The following is a 16,994-nucleotide window of genomic DNA, read 5'->3' as shown; positions in this document are numbered from 1 at the left end:
AGTCAATGCAACGCTGCTCAGGCTTGAGTGCCACCATTCGGCCTATTGATTGTATTTTCTACATTAAAGCGGAGACACTGTTTTCAATAAGAAGCATCTATAACTCGTACAAGCACATAAATGATAAAGGCTGAACATATTAGAGTAATCCTCCAGTCTGACTCTTCCTCTGGTTCAATTGAGTCGTCAATTTCTTCAACTGCTTTTTCGATAGATGATAGAGTAAACAGTTCCATAGTCCCCTGACCAATGGAGTCAGGAGGCACGAAGAGAATATTATCAGTGACTGAAACGTATATGGATGGTTCGTTGTCTCTGACAAACCTTCCTAAGCCTATCTCAGGCCCTGAATCATCGAGATGATACGGCTCCCAGTCTCCAGCTTCCACTAAGTTTATAAAGGTATCTCCTTCTTTTTTTATTGCCACGTAAAACTTTAATGTGATTTCCATTCGCCTGGCTTCTTCCATTGTAAGCCCGTCACAATCCCTGTTCATAATGCTTGTAGATTTCCTTTTCAATAATATTAGAAGAATAGAGTGCCAACGATTGCTTATATCTATGTCATGGATGTTTGAACTCCACTGTTAAACATATCAATTTCCGGGCCCAGGGTGGGCTTAAAGTGCTGTTCGGCACGCAGTTGATTTATCGCCTCTTCAAACTCGTCATCATCCATTGAGAACCAGTAATCGGGTTTACGATTAGTTTTAGCATCGTAGGCGGCTGTTGTGGGGTCGCGGGGCCGGGCTAGCTCCAGCTCTGGCACATCGGGCATCGGTTGGCTGGTGTCCATATAGCGCTGAATCAGGTTCCAGATCCGCTCAAACTCCTCAGGTTGCTGGCTGGAGCTGAAACCGTGCAGGGGAATACTGTCGAAGTAGCGATGATAGCGGTGCACCAGATGCAGCTGATAGCTGAGTATGCCCTGATGGCTGGGGCTGCTAACCAGATAACAGTCGAACTCCGGAAAAGGATGGCTATAGAGCTCTTTATTGTTTTTATAGCGGATGACCATGCCGGTGCTGCGGCTGAACGAAAAATGTTTGACCGCTTTCATAAACCAGGGCATGGGGAGGTAGCCGCGGCCCGAGGCTTCGAAGTAGCCCCAGATCAGGCCTGAAGGAAGAAACACATAAACGCTATATATATATAAAGTCGAGTAGTCCATTTAAATCTTCAGGGTCATCAAAATATAGATATATGGTAATGAATGGAAAAAGTGGGCCCAGGAAGACGCAAAAACCTTTCGCAAACATGGTGATGTAAAAGTAGATTAATCCCCAGCGATTAAGTGAGCCTATGGTGCACTGATTTTCATCCCAAAAAGTTTCGCCTTTATTGTCTTTGATGCGCTGTTTAATTTCTGCGGGTGTTGGCTCCTGGATCATACTGATGGGAACCGTTTCGTTGGCCCGGTTCCAGGGCAGGGGATTGCCGCCCTGCAGTAGTTTAATCAGCGAGCCCTGTTCCGGGCGTGGTTTCTGCCTGGAGTAGCGCTCGCTGTTCCAGGCCGTGCTGCTATAGGGCGTTATCTGTTGGAAGTCCATTTCTATCTATTCAGTCCGTTAGTGTGCTCAGGCGTTATCAGGCTTGTATGCCGCCATTAAACAGATCGATCTCCGGGCCCATACTAGGCATAAAACGTTGCTCGGCGCGTAGTTGATTGATTGCCTCTTCAAACTCGTCATCATCCATTGAGAACCAGTAATCGGGTTTACGGTTGGTTTTAGCATCGTAGGCGGCTGTTGTGGGGTCGCGGGGCCGGGCGGGTTCCAGTTCCGGGATATCGGGCATCGGCTGGCTGGTGTCCATATAGCGCTGAATCAGGTTCCAGATCCGCTCAAACTCGTCCGGTTGCTGGCTGGTGCTGAAACCGTGCAGGGGAATACTGTCAAAGTAACGGTGATAGCGATGTATCAGATGCAGCTGATAGCTGAGTATACCCTGATGGCTGGGGCTGCTAACCAGATAACAGTCGAACTCCGGGAAGGGGTGACTGTAGAGCTCTTTGTTGTTTTTGTAGCGGGTGACCATGCCAGTACTACGGCTGAAGGTGAAATGTTTGACGGCTTTCATAAACCAGGGCATGGGGAGGTAGCCGCGGCCAGAGGCTTCGAAGTAGCCCCAGATTAGGCCTGAAGGAAGGAACACGTAAATGCTATATATATATATGGCCCCAGCTATTTTTGTAAAGCCCCAGCCGTCAAAAACAGCAAAAGAAAGTAATACAGCAATAAACACAGGTAGTAATATGGTACATATTCCTTTGGCTATAGCAGTAAGATAAAAGTAGATTAATCCATATTTATTCAGTGACCCAGCACTATGCTGGTTCTCATCCCAGTGGGTTTCGCCTTTATTGTCTTTGATGCGCTGCTTGATCTCGGTTGGGGTGGGTTCCTCAATCATACTGACGGGAACGGTTTCGTTGGCCCGGCTCCAGGGCAGTGGATCGCCTCCCTGCAGAAGCTTTGTAAGGGCTCCCTGTTCCGGCCGGGGTTTCTGGTTGCGGTAGCTCTGGCTGTTCCAGGCGGTATCTCTATAGCGACTCTGTGGTGTTTCTGCTCTATTCATCATTTATCCTGTTACTGTTCCCAGCCAAACTCATTGGCCCACCAGTATTCTCCTTTTGTAAAGTTCGGGGTGCTAGTAGGGCTGCCAGCCTCTTCCTCTTTGCTTAACGGTGGGGTGGGAAAGGTATGTTCGCCGATCTGTAACTGGGCCCGGGTATGGAAATGGGCGTTGTAGTCATAGATATAGGTACTGCCTTGCCACACTTTGTATTCGGCATCTGAGCGAGGGATTGATTTTCTGTAACAGTAAAAATAAATAAAACCGTTATCTACTTTGTGTTTATAGATGGATTGTGCATCCTGATGCTCTATCTTTTCAGCGGTGAAAATTGGTTTTTTTCGGCCGTTACGTGTGACTTTTACGGTGCTCTTTAATACTGCCTGTCGGGCATGGAAGCGCAGTGCTTGCTGATCTGGATTGCTCAGGCCAAACAGATTGCTGGTGACCCAGACGCCGTGAGTGACTCCAAGATTTTCCAGATGCAGGTGTAGTTTAGTGGGCAGTTCGATCTGCTGTATCGGGTAGGTTTTAATCCGCAGATTCATAATCAGGTTGATAAAGTGCTGCCAGGCTTTGTCCTGCTTTTGCAGATACTTATAGTCGCCGGTCCGGTCGGGACTTGCGCCAAAAGGGCCGTTTTTAAGCCAGGTCTCCATCGGACTGTCTTTAAACAGCATGTAGAGGCCGTAACCTGCCAGGGCAATGGTCAAACCTATCCAGCCTAGTGGACCCAGGAGAGATGTGGTGGGGTAAAGACCAGCAAAGGTCGAAACAGCGGTCCCTGTGGCGACCATTGCCATAGCGAATGCAGCATCATTGTCCTGGGCTGCTATTAGCAGGCTGGTATCCCATACAGCGACTGCTGTGGTAAGCGCGCCACCGATGACTCCGGCTATCAGTAAGCGGGACATAGTAGCGGTGAGCTGGAGATTCATAGAGGGGAACGATAGGAAACGAACAATTCCGGCTGGTAACTTAATAACTGTTTTAGTTGAATAAGCAGCTACACGGCCAGCTTCTTGCGTCAGAAAATTCGAGGCATTTACTATAGCAACTCCTAAGTCCAAGACTGCGCTTGTTCGTGAAGTCAATTTATAGTAGTCACTATGTTTTTCATCAAATCCAGCCGAAGTTCTCTGTAGGTTCATAATTTCCAACACCACAATAAAATAGGGCATGCCTAACCGGTAGTAGGCTTTAGCTGCAATCTTTTCCCCTTTGCTTTGGGGTTTTATTTCGTTGCCCAGATCCGCTTCTTGGGCTAACTGTTCGACCTTCATCTGGGTGATAAGGTTATCCTCGGGTACCATCAGTACTCTAAGGTCGGCTTTGCTGCGGGCAGTGGCGCCCTGTCTTAGCTCGGTGCCTTTGAGGCTGCGCTTGTTGGTGGAGGCCAGCAGTCTGCCGTTGCTTTCCTGAAGTATGCCAGTGCGCTTTGAGGTGGTTTTTTGACGCTGCCCTTCGGTGAGACCGAAATGCAGCCCGGCTTTTTTACTGTGTACCCCCACCACATAGGCGCCCGCAATCGATTCGCCGGAGGTGGGAATAAAGGTGGCTTGCCCGAAACTGTCCGGCGCTATCAGTTTGCCCAGACGGATATTGTCGAGGTAGGCGGCCTTGAATTCGATAGTTTCTACAAGCTGGCTCAGGCTGGCGCGGGCGCTGGCTTTGTTCTGCAGCGCCAGCATAGCGGTAAAGAAACCACTCAGGACTCCGTCGGCGGTATTGAGGATACGGCGGCTGCCGGCAAATCCATCTTCATTATTTTCGGCCAGTAGCGTCGCGTGTTCCATTATTTCGATATTGTCGCTGAGTAGCAGGTTATCACCTGCCCAACGGGCGATGTTTTCCGTGGTTGCCAGGCCACTGCCGTCGTTCACTGGCACGGGTGCGGTGTAGGCGGTGTCCAGCGGCACCTGATCGGCAGGGGGGTAGAGCAGGGCATGCAGCGGATGGCTGGTGCCCCGGGTGTAGAAGTTGGATATGATATCGTGACCGGGCCAGTCTGTTGTTTGCGTTTTATCCTGTAATGGATCAATGGCGGCTAAATTCTGACTGAGAGCCTGCATGGCGTTGCCGACAATGACGTAGGCCCCGGGGGCGCCGCAATCGAGACTGGTTATATCCCGGATGACGGCTGCCGTGGCTGGATTATCCAGTGTTTGCCCGAGGGCTTGTTGAAACAACGCCATATCCTCTCGGCAGCGACGACGTTCAATGCTGCGCAGTGTGCGCTGGAATACCCCGATAGGGCTGTAGTTAAAGCTGTCCAGGTGCTTGTGGTTGGGGTTTTCCTGGCCGTTGGGCAGTTTGTCTGGCACCACAAAGCGTTGCACCAGCTCGGCATTTTGAAAATATTTCTGCTGGCCCGCATCTTCCAGTATATGAAACAGGCAGGCGCTGGTCTGCATCGCCATCTGAGTATGGTGGCGAAGTTCGAATAGCGGGTCGGGCAACACCATGAGTTTGAGTTGCCGGGCTTTGGCATCGGCCAGATAATCGATCGAGCTGTGAGCCTGCCAGAGGCTGTCCTCCTGGCTGGCGTTATTCATTTTCCGGTTGTACTGGGTTGCACGGGCGCCATATTCCAGCCGTTGGTGAGTGCTATTCTCCAGTGTTGATAGCAGGCTGTTGCTGTTATTGCGCAGCGAATCGACTTCGAAGCTTAGGCCGTCGTAAAGATAACGCAGATGGTTGCCACTGAGGTCTTGATTATAGCGACTGGGGTCGGCCAGCTTGTGTTCAATCTCCGGTTCGCGCAGGCGCATCGTTTTGAAGGTGGTGTTCAGTTTTTCTCCCAGCACATTAATGCTGCGGTGAGTAATCAGGCTGGTACGTTGTTGCAGGATCGTTTGATTATCGGGGTGTTCGAGAAAGTTGAGGTAGGCAGCGCTCCACTGAACTTCCGAATATGCGATATGCAAGCGTTGAGGGCTGCCATTGGCTTTGGTGGGCAGCCAGATATCTTTGAGTGGTTTGCCGACGGCTTTGCGAGGGCCTTTTTTGAACGGTTTGTCAAAGCCTTCCCGGTGGCGATAAAGATGGGTGTCACGAAACTCTGCGCCGCTGTCTTCTCTGTTTTTTATCTCGATCTCTCGCCACAGCTGATTGCCCTGAAAAATATAGATATAGCCATTACGTACGGGCGCCATATATTGCTCTGGGTACTGTTGTGGCTGATAACTGGGTAGCAGCGTGAGGGGAACGACCGCTTGCAGATGATAATTCTGTTCGTAATTTTCATCCCGATATTGATATTCCTGTTTGTCGACCGCTTTGAATAATGGCAGTTTGATTGGCCCGCCTTCGTCGCATTCGATGCTGAGCCAGACGTTGCGTTTTTCGGTTTCAGGTGTCCAGTCCCAGCTAAAAATACTATAGCCTGATTGTTCCATCCGTTGCTGTTTGGCTTCGATGTATTCCTGCTGCACCTGATCATCGCTGCTATAGAATTGAAATGTCTGCGTTGAGCTGTGATGGGTGCCATTGACGCTGATGAAAAAGTAGTTGTCAAAACAGGCGGTTTTTGGACGTGACATCTGAATTATTCCTTTAATTCCCGGGGTCATGAATTGTGAGTGCCGTGCTGGATGAAACGGAGGTGTGGCACTATTGGCTATTGGTATGTGGCTTCACTGCCTTAGATGTGGGGAGTTTAAGTTATACCGTCAGTTATGTTAAGGGGGGGGCTGCTTTTTGAGGAAAAGGCAGGCCCTTTCGGGCCTCTGTTATTGGTTTAAGATGTGACTGGTACGGCCTTCTTAATACAGCGCGCTCTTTATACAAAGCTCTTAATACAACACTTGTAATACAAAGCTTTTAATACAAAGCTTTCTCGTCCCGTACCAGATCTTTCAGCATCTCCAGAAACAGGGTGTCTGCCTCGCTGTGTTCTGCGGGGATCTTAATGCTGGTGGTGGCGGACAGCTCATCCGCTATTTTTACGTTGGCGTGCTTATCGTCTATATATTTGCGGGTGATCTCCAGTGCCGTTTCACAGATGCTGGGTTCAACCATTATCTTGCGCAATACCAGTACAAACTCATTGAGTGCGCGTTCCTTGTTTTTAATTTCCGCAGTGCTCATGCAACGATCTCCGACTCAAAAAATGATAAATGCTTTTTCACCACTATAGCACTCTCCTCCATCGCTCTGCAGCTATCCGTTTCAGCATCTGAAAAATATAGTATTTATCATGGATGATCTCTTGATCAATTCCTGTACTGCTGGCAGAATGGCGGCACAATTTAGTTGTTTCTGCGCTAAGTAGGTCACCCCGAAGCAGAAACCTGATAAGCACACCCAGCTTATTTTCCCGGGTTTACAGTGTGTACCCACACTTAATCACCGGATGAAGAGTTGCTTTTGCCTTTCTCTGACCGTACCGGTCATCTTCGCAAAAGCCTGCTGGTTGATGTTATTACACACCAGTAGGCGCGTCATAACATCCTCCAGTATCAGAATTTTTATACATGCTTTGATGCGTGTAATTTGAGGATACTATTGTGGAACAACTTTCAGGCGGCGAAATGGTAATTCGCGCCCTTAAAGATGAGGGTGTGAAACACATCTACGGCTATCCGGGCGGAGCGCTGCTGCATATTTATGACGCTCTGTTTCAGCAGGAAGATGTACAACACGTGCTGGTTCGCCACGAGCAGGCCGCTACCCATATGGCTGATGCGTATGCCCGTGCAACCGGTAAAGCCGGTGTGGCACTGGTGACTTCCGGCCCGGGTGCTACCAATGCGATTACCGGTATTGCAACAGCATATATGGATTCGATTCCGATGGTGGTGATTACCGGCCAGGTCATGAGCTTCCTGATCGGTGAAGATGCGTTTCAGGAGACCGACATGATCGGTGTCTCCCGTCCGATAGTGAAACACAGCTTCAGTGTGCAGAACCCTGAAGATATTCCCTCCATCATTAAGAAAGCGTTCCATATTGCGGAAAGTGGTCGTCCGGGACCGGTTGTGGTTGATATTCCCAAGGATATGACTAATCCGACCGATCGCTTTAATTACGAGTATCCGAAAAGTATTAAGCTGCGCTCATATAACCCGGTCACCCGGGGGCATAGCGGCCAGATTAAGAAAGCGATCGATATGGTGCTGGGTGCCAAGCGTCTGGTTCTCTATACGGGTGGTGGTGTCATTATGGGTGATGCCAGCGCGGAGCTGACCGAACTGGCTAAGCTGCTGAATGCGCCGGTAACCAACACCCTGATGGGGCTGGGTGGTTATCCGGGTACCGATCGTCAGTTTATCGGTATGCTGGGGATGCACGGTAGCTATGAAGCGAATATGGCGATGCACCATGCGGATCTGATCCTGGCGGTGGGTGCCCGTTTTGATGACCGGGTAACCAATGGTGTGGATAAGTTCTGTCCAACCGCGAAAATTATCCACGTGGATATTGACCCCGCTTCGATTTCGAAGACTATCCAGGCCGATGTGCCAATTGTAGGCCCTGCCAAGCATGTATTGCAGGAGATGGTCGAACTGGTTAAAAGCAGCAAAAAACAGCCTGGCAAAGAATCGATCGATGCCTGGTGGCAGCAGATCGATGAGTGGCGTGGCCGTCACGGTGGCCGTTTCCGCACCGATGATTCGGAGCTGATGAAACCGCAACAGGTTATCGAGATGCTGAGCAAGGTCACTAAAGGTGATGCTTATGTTTGTTCTGACGTCGGTCAGCACCAGATGTTTGCGGCACAGTATTATAAGTTCAATAAACCGAATCGCTGGATCAACTCCGGTGGTCTGGGCACTATGGGCTTTGGTCTGCCTGCGGCGATGGGTGTAAAGATGAACTTCCCGGATGAGGAGGTTGTCTGTGTCACCGGTGAAGGCAGTATTCAGATGAATATTCAGGAGCTGTCGACCATCAGTCAGTACGATATTCCGGTTAAGGTTATCTGTTTGAACAATCAGTCTCTGGGCATGGTGCGTCAGTGGCAGGATATGAACTATGAATCACGTCACTCGCAGTCCTATATGAAGTCCCTGCCGGACTTCGTTAAGCTGGTTGAAGCTTATGGACATGTCGGGATGAAGGTTGAGAAGTATGAAGACCTTGAAGCGGCAATGACTGAAGCGTTCTCCCTGAAAGATCGCATGGTGTTTATGGATATCGCTGTAGATCCGTTTGAGCATGTATACCCGATGCAGGTACCACGTGGCTCTATGCGGGATATGTGGCTGAGCAAGACGGAGAGAACCTGATCATGAGACATATTATTTCTGTGCTGATGGAAAACGAGCCAGGTGCGCTGTCCCGGGTTGTGGGTCTGTTCTCCCAGCGTAACTTCAATATTGAGTCGCTAACGGTAGCACCAACGGAAGATTCCACTTTGTCACGCCTGACGGTCACCACGATCGGTAGCGATCGGGTGATCGAGCAGATCACCAAGCAGCTGAATAAGCTGATCGATGTGGTGAAGGTGGTTGATCTGACTGAAGGTGATCATATCGAGCGTGAGCTGATGATGATCAAACTGAAAGCCAGTGGCCAGATGCGTGCGGAGATCAAGCGTACGGCGGATATTTTCCGCGGTCAGATTATCGATGTAACGCCGACCACCTATACGGTTCAGCTGACCGGTGCCAGTGATAAGCTGGATGCTTTCATCGAAACCCTGGGCACCAGCCATATTATGGAGGTGGTACGTACTGGTGTCTCCGGTCTGTCCCGTGGTGAAAAGGTGTTGAGCCTGTAACACTTTCGAACTGTTAAAAAACCGCTCATTGAGCGGTTTTTTTTGGTCTCTGTGAAGGGTGGGAAACAAAGAGGGGCTAATTTTCTGGTGAATCGTTGATTCCGACTATACTAAGTATTCCCCCGGCAGAAAAAGCTAAAAACCGGGGAAGCAGACCGGCGTCACAGGGAATCTGCAGTCTTCTGGCGCACAGAGAGCCAGGATGGCCTATCAACAGAGTTCCGGTCTGAGGAGGTTATTATGATCCGTTCAGTCAGGCTGATCGCTCTGTCGTCGATCGTCGTGGTTGCCCAGCTGGGTTCGTTCAATACAGTCGAGTATCAGGACGCTAATGCCAGGAGCGGCACTGTCAGCAGCGTTGTCAGTTATATGTCCAGTGATTTGACCAGAGATTTTAGCCAGTATTCTCAGCAACCTTTATGGTGGCAGACGAGTCTGTTCCCACGCTGGAACGATACCTATGTTGTTGTATTTGAGCAGAAGATGCTGGCCTGAGGTTTTGTTCGCCACGAAGATGGTGCCGGGTTAATCAATACTGGTGTTTCTAATTTAAGCGTATTACTCTTGGTCTCACAATAACTGGTTATAGTACTCAGAGATCATCCTATGAGTGGAAAACTGCTCTATCTGGTGGGCGCTTCTGGCAGCGGTAAAGACAGCTTGCTCGAGGGGTGTCGTCGGCGCCTGCAGGCAAATCATGGCTGCTTTGTGGCTCATCGTTATATCACCCGAGCCCCGAATGTCGGTGGCGAAAATCATATCCACCTCTCACCGGAAGAGTTTGATATGCGTGCCAGCATGGGGATGTTTGCCATGCAGTGGTACTCTCATGATTACAGCTATGGTATCGGTTCAGAGATCGATAACTGGTTGTCGAAAGGGGTTAATGTGGTGATCAACGGCTCCCGTGAATATCTGCAGATCGCAATGCATGCTTATCCCAATCTGATTCCTGTGCTGGTTGAAGTTGAAGAGGATATTCTGCATCAGCGGCTGACAAAAAGGGGCCGGGAGAGTGAAGCCGAGATTATCAAACGGCTGGCCCGGCATCGTCAGTTTGTTGATAGCCTGCCGGACAATATTCAGCTGATTGATAATAACTCCAATCTGCAGGATGGCGTTGATGCATTGCTGAAACTGATTGAGTCGCTGGCACCCGAGTCGGTTAAACCGGCCCGTTCTACGCATTAATCCGACCTTAATTACACAGTTATCTGAGGGTGCTATGATCGCACCCTCTTTTTTTGTCGGGGAAGTAAAATGTTCAGTATCGAAATGAGCGTAAGGGATTATGAACTGGATATGCAGGGCATCGTCAACAATGGCGTCTATTTTAATTATCTGGAGCACGCCCGCCATGAGTTTCTGCTTAGCAGCGGTGTTGATTTTGCAGCATTGACCGAAGCGGGTATCCATCTGGTGGTGATCCGTTCTGAACTGGATTACCAGTCTTCATTGAAGAGTGGCGATCGTTTTCGGGTGGAAGTTGAGCTGGAGCGGATCAGTAAAGTGAAGTTTGGTTTCCGTCAACGGGTTGTGCGAGTCAGCGATGACAGGTTGTGTGTAAACGGCCTGGTGATCGGCACGGCACTGAATGAGCGTGGCCGCCCCTATATCTCACCTGAGCTTGATGCGCTGTTCAGTGCATGATTAAAACCGCTTTTGATAGCCCGGCCATTGTACTATTGATCGGGCTCTGTATGTTATTCGGCCTGAATCAGACGGTGGTTAAGTTTGGTCTGGAAGGCATCTCGCCGTTGATGCAGGCCGGTCTGCGTTCTGTTGGTGCATCACTGCTGCTGATGTTGTGGATGACGTTACGTGGAGAGAAGATCTTTCGTGACGACGGTGCTTTCTGGTGGGGGGTATTACTGGGGGCGCTGTTTGCCATCGAGTTTCTGCTGATCTATATCGCTTTGACGCTGACTACCGCATCCCATACCACCATATTTCTCTATACCTCGCCCTTTATTGTCGCCCTGGGGACCCATCTGTTTGTTCCGGATGAGTCACTGAAACGATCACAGGTGGTAGGGTTGCTCATTGCGTTTGCCGGGGTTTTCTTCGCCTTCCGAGATTCAGTCGATGGTGAGGCTTCCCTGTTGGGTGATAGTCTGGCGCTGGCCGCGGCGTTTTTCTGGGGTGCCACGACGGTGGTGCTGAAAGCCTCTCCCCAGCGACACCAGTCGCCCTCCCGGGTGCTGCTGTATCAACTGGTGGTTTCGGCGCTGGCACTGCCTTTGCTTTCGTGGCTGATGAATGAACCGGGTATTACGCAGTTGTCGTCATGGGTGGTTGGGTCGCTGCTGTTTCAGACCGTTTTGATGGCGTTTGCCGGGTATCTCGCCTGGTTCTGGTTGCTCAGCCACTATCCGGCAGCGAAAATTGCCAGTTTTACCTTCCTGACGCCTCTGTTTGGCGTGCTGTTTGCCTGGATGATTCTGGATGAGCAGTTAACATACGATATGCTGGGAGCACTGTTGCTGGTGGCACTGGGCATCTATCTGGTTAATAAGCCGGGTCGGCGGGTGTAGCTGAGGCTAGCGGATCTGTGACCAGAAAGCATCGATCAGCGGGCTTTGCAGTTTCTTTTTCAGGGCAAACAGGCCTACGTCGTAAGCTTTTAGTTGCGGCTCAATGTCGAGGATGCGTACCCGCTCTGCCAGCGGACTGTTGTCCAGTACGATTTTGGGCACGACTCCAACCCCAAACCCCAGACTGACCATGCTGACAATCGCCTCATTACCGGCCACCTGCGCATAGATAAGGGGTTTGCTCTGGCGTGCTTTGAACCACTGATCTATCCGTTTACGTGACACACCCTCCTCCGACAGAATCATCGGGATGGCCGACCAGTCGGGTGAACCTCTGAGCATCGGGTCAAGCTGGAGATCTTTCTGTGGAGCGATAAACAGCAGTGGTGAAGTGGCAATATGTTTGAAGGCCAGGCTGGCGTTCAGGGTGTCAGGTTTAGCGGCAATGGTGATATCGTCGGTGCCAGCCAGCACCCGCTGAATGGCGTTTTCCGGATCGCCGGTATGCAGTTTCAGTTCAATTCTGGGGTGCTGTTTGCGAAAATCACTGAGAATATCGTAAAGAAAGCTGTAACTGGCGGTGACGGAGCAGTAAACACTGATCTCCCCCTGCAGTTCCTGTACCCCTTCCAGCAGAGAGTTACGTACCACATCCCACTGGGTCAGCGCTTCCCGGGCATATATCTGAAACCGGGCTCCCTCACGGGTCAGACTGACGGTGCGGTTGTCCCGTTCAAACAGTTGCACGCCCAGCGATTCTTCCAGCTGCTTTATCGCCCGGGTCAGTGCTGAAGGGCTGATATGACAGGCTTCGCTGGCCCGGCCAAAGTGAAGGGTGTCACAGAGACTAATGAATAACTTCAGCGATCGGGTGTCCATGCAGAGGGTTTCCAAAGAACGGTTGGCTGGGCGGATGCAACGCTGTCGTCGGCAGACTTTGTTGCAGTATTAGAAATGTATTTTTTCATATGTTTCTGAAAGTGCAATATATTCAGGCGGGGTAACCCTGTTTTTGTGTATTCATCTTTGATCTGGATTAGGGAAATCTGAGGCTATAGAGGGTAGTGTTTGCGGTCATATTCACGTTGCAATGGCGCGCTGTCGCCCTGAGGTCTGATATGAAGTATGACATCGTAATAATTGGCGCAGGCCCGGCCGGACTGAGTTTTGCCCGGTCACTGGGGGAAACATCCCTGAAAGTGCTGTTGGTAGAGCGTTCATCCCTGACGACGTTGCGTGAACCCCCGGAAGATGGTCGTGAGATCGCCCTGACCCATCTGTCGGTAGAGATGATGAAAGCTTCGGGAGCCTGGCAGCAGCTTGCGGATAAAGATGTATCACCGATCTGTGCCGCAAAAGTTCTGGATGGTAATTCCAGCTATACCCTGGATTTCGATAATGATGATGCCGATCTGGATGCTTTGGGTTATCTGGTGCCAAACGACAAAATACGCAAAGCCTATTTTGAGGTGGTTGAAGGTATCGACAATGTTGAGCTGTTAACCGAAACCTCCGTTGAGGAGGTCGGCAGTGGCAGTGATAGCGCCTGGGTTATCCTCTCTAATGGAGAGCGGGTTGAGTGTGATCTGCTGGTGTCTGCGGACAGTCGTTTCTCAGAAACCCGCCGGAAAATGGGTGTTCCGGCCACCATGAAGGATTTCTCCCGTACGGCGATTGTGTGTCGTATGGAGCATACACTGCCTCATAATCAAACCGCTTTCGAGTGTTTCCACTATGGGCGTACTCTGGCGATTCTGCCAATGACCGGCAATCTCTCCTCTATCGTGGTGACTGTTTCAAGTGCTGAGGCCGATACCATTTTCAATATGAGTGAAGAGGCGTTTGCTGCGGATATTGAGCAGCGTTTGCAGGGCCAACTGGGCAGTATGAAGCTCTATGGTCGGCGCCATCTCTACCCGCTGGTAGCGGTGCATGCCAACAAGTTTATTGGTCGCCGGTTTGCGGTGATAGGTGATGCTGCGGTGGGGATGCACCCGGTGACCGCTCACGGATTTAATCTGGGATTACGCAGTCAGGAGACCCTTACCAAAGAGATTAAACAGGCGCTGTCTAAGGGAATGGATATCGGCAGTTATACGGTGTTGGAAAAATACCAGAGCAACCATATGCGGGTCACTAAACCGCTTTATATGGGCACTAATCTTGTGGTTGGTTTGTTTACCAATGATAACTTTGCGGCCAAGATTGCCCGCAAGGCGACTTTGAGAATTGCTAATAACTTTTCTCCATTGAAGCAAGTGATCACCCGTAAGCTGACTGAGAAGCGGATCGATATCCCTTTCTTTCTGCCAGGGCTGAAATAGTAGCTGCATTCTGTTAACAGCATCGCTTTGAGGGCTGTATCGCTGTGATACCGCCCTTTTTCTATTGAGTCTTCAATCGGGGAAGGTATTCTTAGAACTGCGGTAACAACAAAGTTGCCTGAGCAGAGGCCTGTTATGAAAACCCGTGAACAACTGAAAATTCTGCTGTTGCAGATCCGTGATGGCGAGCAGGTGCGTCGGGAAGAACATCATAGCTTTGCTGAGTACAGTGGTTTGAAGCCGCAACAGATAGCGATTCTCAATGTTTTTGATACGCCGGATTTTCCGCTCACGGTGGCTGATGATTACGATGCTTTGCTGGTGGGCGGTGCCAGTGAGGCGGACGTTCTCAAACCTGATCAATATGGTTTTATCCCCCGGTGTGAGTCGCTGATCCGTCACTGTGCAGACACCGGCAAGCCTGTATTTGCCTCCTGTTTTGGTTTTCAGTTAGCGATACTGGCGTTGGGAGGGCAGATTTTTCACCGGGATACCGGCTTTGAAATGGGGGCTATTCCGATTACGCTGACAGAAGCTGCCACCCATGATCCGCTCTATTATGATACACCGGATCAGTTTGCTGCCGTTTCAGTACACCGGCAGTACGCCAAAACCCTGCCGCAAACCTGCCAGTTGCTGGCTTATACCGATCAGTGTGTTCACAGCTTTAAACTCAGGGGGAAGCCGTTCTGGGCTTTTCAGTTCCACCCTGAGGTCGATAAAGCCACCCTGATTGAGCGACTGACTTTTTATAAGTCACATTATACCGAGGGCGATGGTCAGCTGGAGCAGGTGTTGAGTTCGGCGGTTGAAACCCCGGAGTCGAATATTCTGGTGCGTAAATTTGTTGACCGGGTGCTGCTGGGAACCTGACCCTGTTTCTGTCCCCGGCTGTCGTGTAGACATAGCTTTCCCGGATTCGGAAAAGTAGAATGTCGTTACATTTTGTTAATCCATTGGTGTAAATAGCTCTATGAATGACCCACAGGGAAACAAACCAGAACCATCTGAACAGTCCGATCAGGAACAGTCATGTCCTGATCAAACGGGGCCTAAGCCTCGCAGCAGAGGGATCTACCTGCTGCCGAACCTGTTTACCACAGGGGCGCTGTTCTGTGGATTTTATGCTGTAGTGGCTGGTATGAACGGGGTTTTTGATAATGCCGCCATCGCAATTTTTGTGGCGATGGTGCTGGACGGCCTGGATGGTCGTGTTGCCCGTCTGACCAATACCCAGAGTGCCTTTGGCGCGGAGTATGATTCATTATCAGATATGGTCTCTTTTGGCGTGGCGCCGGCGTTAGTAACGTTCAGCTGGGCGTTGAGTGGTGCAGGTAAATTTGGCTGGTTCTGTGCCTTTATCTATGTTGCCGGGGCAGCCCTGCGACTGGCGCGTTTTAATACCCAGATCGGTTCGGTTGATAAGCGCTACTTTATCGGGCTGCCAAGCCCGGCAGCTGCGGCCTCGGTGGCGGGTTTAGTCTGGGCCTGTGTTGAGTTTGGCATCGATGTCAGCGGCTTTGTTTACCCTATCGCTATCTATGTGGCCTTAATGGGTGTGCTGATGGTCAGTAACGTGCTCTATTACAGTTTCAAAGATGTCGATCCCAAGGGAAAAATTCCCTTTATGATTCTGCTGGTGATCGTATTAACGATCGGTGTTATCTCTATCAGCCCGCCTATCTTCCTCTGGCTGCTGCTGTTGGCTTATACCCTTTCTGGTCCGGTTCTCTGGTTGCTGCGTAAACGTAAAGCACTTAGCAGTTAGTTGTTGTCCAATACAGGCAGGAGGTGGTTATGGTGAAGCGGTATAAATCTGGCGGATCGCAACCGGTCCTGCCATCTGAGATCACGCCCGAGTCAGTGTATCGTGACCGGCGTCGTTTTATGCAGGCGGCGCTGTCTGTCGCGGCACTCCCTGTGGTGGGGCTTCCATCCCTGACAGAGGCGGCCGGATATGATATTCCGGCGGACCTGCCGCGATATAAAGGGCCTGACTGGCTGCAACCTAAGCTGGCAGAGGCTGGCCGTAATGCAGAGTTATCAACCCGTGAAACCCTCGCACCCTACTACAATGTAATCACCCACAATAACTTCTACGAGTTTGGTACGGATAAGCGTGATCCGGTGCGCAATGCCCAGGAATTTAAAACCGACCCCTGGATGGTTGAGATCAGCGGTGAAGTGGCTAAGCCGGGCAACTATCATCTGGAAGATATTCTTGCCCCCCATGCACTGGAGGACCGGGTGTACCGTCTGCGCTGTGTCGAGGCATGGTCGATGGTGATTCCCTGGCTGGGGTTCCCGCTGGCGGATCTGATTAAACGGTTCGAGCCCACCTCGAAAGCGAAATATGTGCAGTTCACCACGCTGCTGGATAAAGAACAGATGCCGGGACAGCGGGGCTTTTTTAGCACGATAAAGTGGCCCTATGTGGAGGGACTGCGAATGGATGAGGCGATGCACCCGCTAACACTGATGGCGGTGGGGCTTTATGGTAATGCTTTGCCCCCTCAGAATGGCGCACCGTTAAGGCTGGTTGTGCCCTGGAAGTACGGTTTTAAATCGATCAAATCCATTGTTCGGATCCATTTCAGTGAAACCATGCCGGCAACCAGCTGGAACATGACTGCGCCGGATGAGTATGGTTTCTATGCCAATGTTAACCCTGAAGTTGACCACCCGCGCTGGTCCCAGGCGACCGAGCGGCGTTTACCCTCTTCACTGTTAACACCCAATATTATTGATACACTGCCCTTTAATGGCTATGCCGACCAGGTTGCCCATCTCTATAAGGGGATGGATCTGACCCAGTGGTTCTGATGGTGTCAGTGGCAC

General features: G+C 50.6%; 17 protein-coding genes. 10 read left to right on the top strand and 7 right to left on the bottom strand.

The window, feature by feature from the left end; genetic code table 11:
• Nucleotides 1-83 precede the first annotated feature (83 nt).
• The 6 genes from OCU43_RS20010 to OCU43_RS19985 all read right to left on the bottom strand — a co-directional run bounded on the left by OCU43_RS20010 (nucleotide 84) and on the right by OCU43_RS19985 (nucleotide 6,663).
• On the bottom strand, nucleotides 84-452 hold the full coding sequence (locus OCU43_RS20010) for a hypothetical protein (RefSeq protein WP_139203225.1): 369 nt from the start codon (nucleotides 450-452) through the stop codon (nucleotides 84-86).
• A gap of 107 nt (nucleotides 453-559) precedes the next feature.
• Nucleotides 560-1,171 carry a hypothetical protein gene (locus OCU43_RS20005; RefSeq protein ID WP_091361679.1) on the bottom strand — a complete coding sequence of 204 codons (612 nt, stop codon included), beginning with the start codon at nucleotides 1,169-1,171 and terminating at the stop codon, nucleotides 560-562.
• Nucleotides 1,143-1,550, bottom strand: coding sequence for a hypothetical protein (locus tag OCU43_RS20000; RefSeq protein WP_091361681.1), 408 nt, complete (start codon nucleotides 1,548-1,550; stop codon nucleotides 1,143-1,145). Before OCU43_RS20000 ends, OCU43_RS20005 begins: the two co-directional genes overlap by 29 nt.
• Before the next feature lie 37 nt (nucleotides 1,551-1,587).
• Nucleotides 1,588-2,577, bottom strand: a complete 990-nt coding sequence (locus OCU43_RS19995; RefSeq protein WP_091361682.1) for a hypothetical protein — start codon at nucleotides 2,575-2,577, stop codon at nucleotides 1,588-1,590.
• 11 nt (nucleotides 2,578-2,588) lie between these two features.
• On the bottom strand, nucleotides 2,589-6,116 hold the full coding sequence (locus OCU43_RS19990) for an MFS transporter (RefSeq protein WP_091361684.1): 3,528 nt from the start codon (nucleotides 6,114-6,116) through the stop codon (nucleotides 2,589-2,591).
• 280 nt (nucleotides 6,117-6,396) lie between these two features.
• Nucleotides 6,397-6,663: a hypothetical protein gene (locus OCU43_RS19985; RefSeq protein ID WP_091361685.1), complete on the bottom strand. Its 267-nt coding sequence runs from the start codon at nucleotides 6,661-6,663 to the stop codon at nucleotides 6,397-6,399.
• 419 nt (nucleotides 6,664-7,082) lie between these two features.
• Between OCU43_RS19985 and OCU43_RS19980 the strand changes: the two genes are divergently transcribed.
• The 6 genes from OCU43_RS19980 (at nucleotide 7,083) to OCU43_RS19955 (ending at nucleotide 11,832) form a co-directional block, all read left to right on the top strand.
• Nucleotides 7,083-8,804, top strand: a complete 1,722-nt coding sequence (locus tag OCU43_RS19980) for an acetolactate synthase 3 large subunit (protein ID WP_091361687.1) — start codon at nucleotides 7,083-7,085, stop codon at nucleotides 8,802-8,804.
• Between the two features lie 2 nt (nucleotides 8,805-8,806).
• Nucleotides 8,807-9,298 carry an acetolactate synthase small subunit gene (ilvN, locus tag OCU43_RS19975; protein WP_091361688.1) on the top strand — a complete coding sequence of 164 codons (492 nt, stop codon included), beginning with the start codon at nucleotides 8,807-8,809 and terminating at the stop codon, nucleotides 9,296-9,298.
• Nucleotides 9,299-9,538: 240 nt separating this feature from the next.
• On the top strand, nucleotides 9,539-9,793 hold the full coding sequence (locus OCU43_RS19970) for a hypothetical protein (protein WP_091361690.1): 255 nt from the start codon (nucleotides 9,539-9,541) through the stop codon (nucleotides 9,791-9,793).
• A 111-nt stretch (nucleotides 9,794-9,904) separates the two neighbouring features.
• On the top strand, nucleotides 9,905-10,489 hold the full coding sequence (phnN, locus tag OCU43_RS19965; protein ID WP_091361691.1) for a phosphonate metabolism protein/1,5-bisphosphokinase (PRPP-forming) PhnN: 585 nt from the start codon (nucleotides 9,905-9,907) through the stop codon (nucleotides 10,487-10,489).
• A 69-nt stretch (nucleotides 10,490-10,558) separates the two neighbouring features.
• Nucleotides 10,559-10,948, top strand: coding sequence for an acyl-CoA thioesterase (locus OCU43_RS19960; RefSeq protein ID WP_091361693.1), 390 nt, complete (start codon nucleotides 10,559-10,561; stop codon nucleotides 10,946-10,948).
• A complete protein-coding gene (locus OCU43_RS19955; RefSeq protein ID WP_091361695.1) occupies nucleotides 10,945-11,832 on the top strand; it encodes a DMT family transporter in 888 nt (295 codons plus the stop codon). The genes OCU43_RS19960 and OCU43_RS19955 overlap by 4 nt, the downstream gene beginning before the upstream one ends.
• A 6-nt stretch (nucleotides 11,833-11,838) precedes the next feature.
• Here OCU43_RS19955 and ilvY read toward each other — a convergent pair whose 3' ends face one another.
• Entirely contained in the window at nucleotides 11,839-12,711 is an 873-nt protein-coding gene (gene ilvY, locus OCU43_RS19950; protein WP_091361697.1) for an HTH-type transcriptional activator IlvY, read from the bottom strand.
• A 239-nt stretch (nucleotides 12,712-12,950) separates the two neighbouring features.
• Between ilvY and ubiM the strand changes: the two genes are divergently transcribed.
• From ubiM to msrP, 4 genes are all read left to right on the top strand, one after another.
• Nucleotides 12,951-14,156, top strand: coding sequence for a 5-demethoxyubiquinol-8 5-hydroxylase UbiM (ubiM, locus tag OCU43_RS19945; protein ID WP_091361699.1), 1,206 nt, complete (start codon nucleotides 12,951-12,953; stop codon nucleotides 14,154-14,156).
• Between the two features lie 135 nt (nucleotides 14,157-14,291).
• Complete coding sequence (locus OCU43_RS19940; RefSeq protein ID WP_091361701.1) at nucleotides 14,292-15,029, top strand: type 1 glutamine amidotransferase; 738 nt, start codon at nucleotides 14,292-14,294, stop codon at nucleotides 15,027-15,029.
• A 100-nt stretch (nucleotides 15,030-15,129) separates the two neighbouring features.
• Entirely contained in the window at nucleotides 15,130-15,924 is a 795-nt protein-coding gene (gene pssA / locus OCU43_RS19935) for a CDP-diacylglycerol--serine O-phosphatidyltransferase (RefSeq protein WP_091361703.1), read from the top strand.
• A gap of 29 nt (nucleotides 15,925-15,953) precedes the next feature.
• A complete protein-coding gene (gene msrP / locus OCU43_RS19930) occupies nucleotides 15,954-16,979 on the top strand; it encodes a protein-methionine-sulfoxide reductase catalytic subunit MsrP (RefSeq protein ID WP_091361705.1) in 1,026 nt (341 codons plus the stop codon).
• Nucleotides 16,980-16,994: the final 15 nt, after the last annotated feature.

The sequence above is a fragment of the Amphritea atlantica genome, assembly GCF_024347255.1.
Classification (GTDB): domain Bacteria; phylum Pseudomonadota; class Gammaproteobacteria; order Pseudomonadales; family Balneatricaceae; genus Amphritea; species Amphritea atlantica.
Note: the sequence above shows the minus strand (reverse complement) of the source record. Positions and strands in the feature narration are given on the sequence as shown.

Excerpts from the sequence above, each read along its gene's own strand:
- pssA (WP_091361703.1), top strand. The coding sequence starts at position 15,130 with ATGAATGACCCACAGGGAAACAAACCAGAACCATCTGAACAGTCCGAT.
- OCU43_RS19985 (WP_091361685.1), bottom strand. The coding sequence starts at position 6,663 with ATGAGCACTGCGGAAATTAAAAACAAGGAACGCGCACTCAATGAGTTT.
- OCU43_RS20000 (WP_091361681.1), bottom strand. The coding sequence starts at position 1,550 with ATGGACTTCCAACAGATAACGCCCTATAGCAGCACGGCCTGGAACAGC.
- ilvN (WP_091361688.1), top strand. The coding sequence starts at position 8,807 with ATGAGACATATTATTTCTGTGCTGATGGAAAACGAGCCAGGTGCGCTG.
- phnN (WP_091361691.1), top strand. The coding sequence starts at position 9,905 with ATGAGTGGAAAACTGCTCTATCTGGTGGGCGCTTCTGGCAGCGGTAAA.
- ilvY (WP_091361697.1), bottom strand. The coding sequence starts at position 12,711 with ATGGACACCCGATCGCTGAAGTTATTCATTAGTCTCTGTGACACCCTT.
- ubiM (WP_091361699.1), top strand. The coding sequence starts at position 12,951 with ATGAAGTATGACATCGTAATAATTGGCGCAGGCCCGGCCGGACTGAGT.
- msrP (WP_091361705.1), top strand. The coding sequence starts at position 15,954 with ATGGTGAAGCGGTATAAATCTGGCGGATCGCAACCGGTCCTGCCATCT.
- OCU43_RS19990 (WP_091361684.1), bottom strand. The coding sequence starts at position 6,116 with ATGTCACGTCCAAAAACCGCCTGTTTTGACAACTACTTTTTCATCAGC.
- OCU43_RS20005 (WP_091361679.1), bottom strand. The coding sequence starts at position 1,171 with ATGGACTACTCGACTTTATATATATATAGCGTTTATGTGTTTCTTCCT.
- OCU43_RS20010 (WP_139203225.1), bottom strand. The coding sequence starts at position 452 with ATGGAAATCACATTAAAGTTTTACGTGGCAATAAAAAAAGAAGGAGAT.
- OCU43_RS19995 (WP_091361682.1), bottom strand. The coding sequence starts at position 2,577 with ATGAATAGAGCAGAAACACCACAGAGTCGCTATAGAGATACCGCCTGG.
- OCU43_RS19960 (WP_091361693.1), top strand. The coding sequence starts at position 10,559 with ATGTTCAGTATCGAAATGAGCGTAAGGGATTATGAACTGGATATGCAG.
- OCU43_RS19955 (WP_091361695.1), top strand. The coding sequence starts at position 10,945 with ATGATTAAAACCGCTTTTGATAGCCCGGCCATTGTACTATTGATCGGG.
- OCU43_RS19970 (WP_091361690.1), top strand. The coding sequence starts at position 9,539 with ATGATCCGTTCAGTCAGGCTGATCGCTCTGTCGTCGATCGTCGTGGTT.
- OCU43_RS19940 (WP_091361701.1), top strand. The coding sequence starts at position 14,292 with ATGAAAACCCGTGAACAACTGAAAATTCTGCTGTTGCAGATCCGTGAT.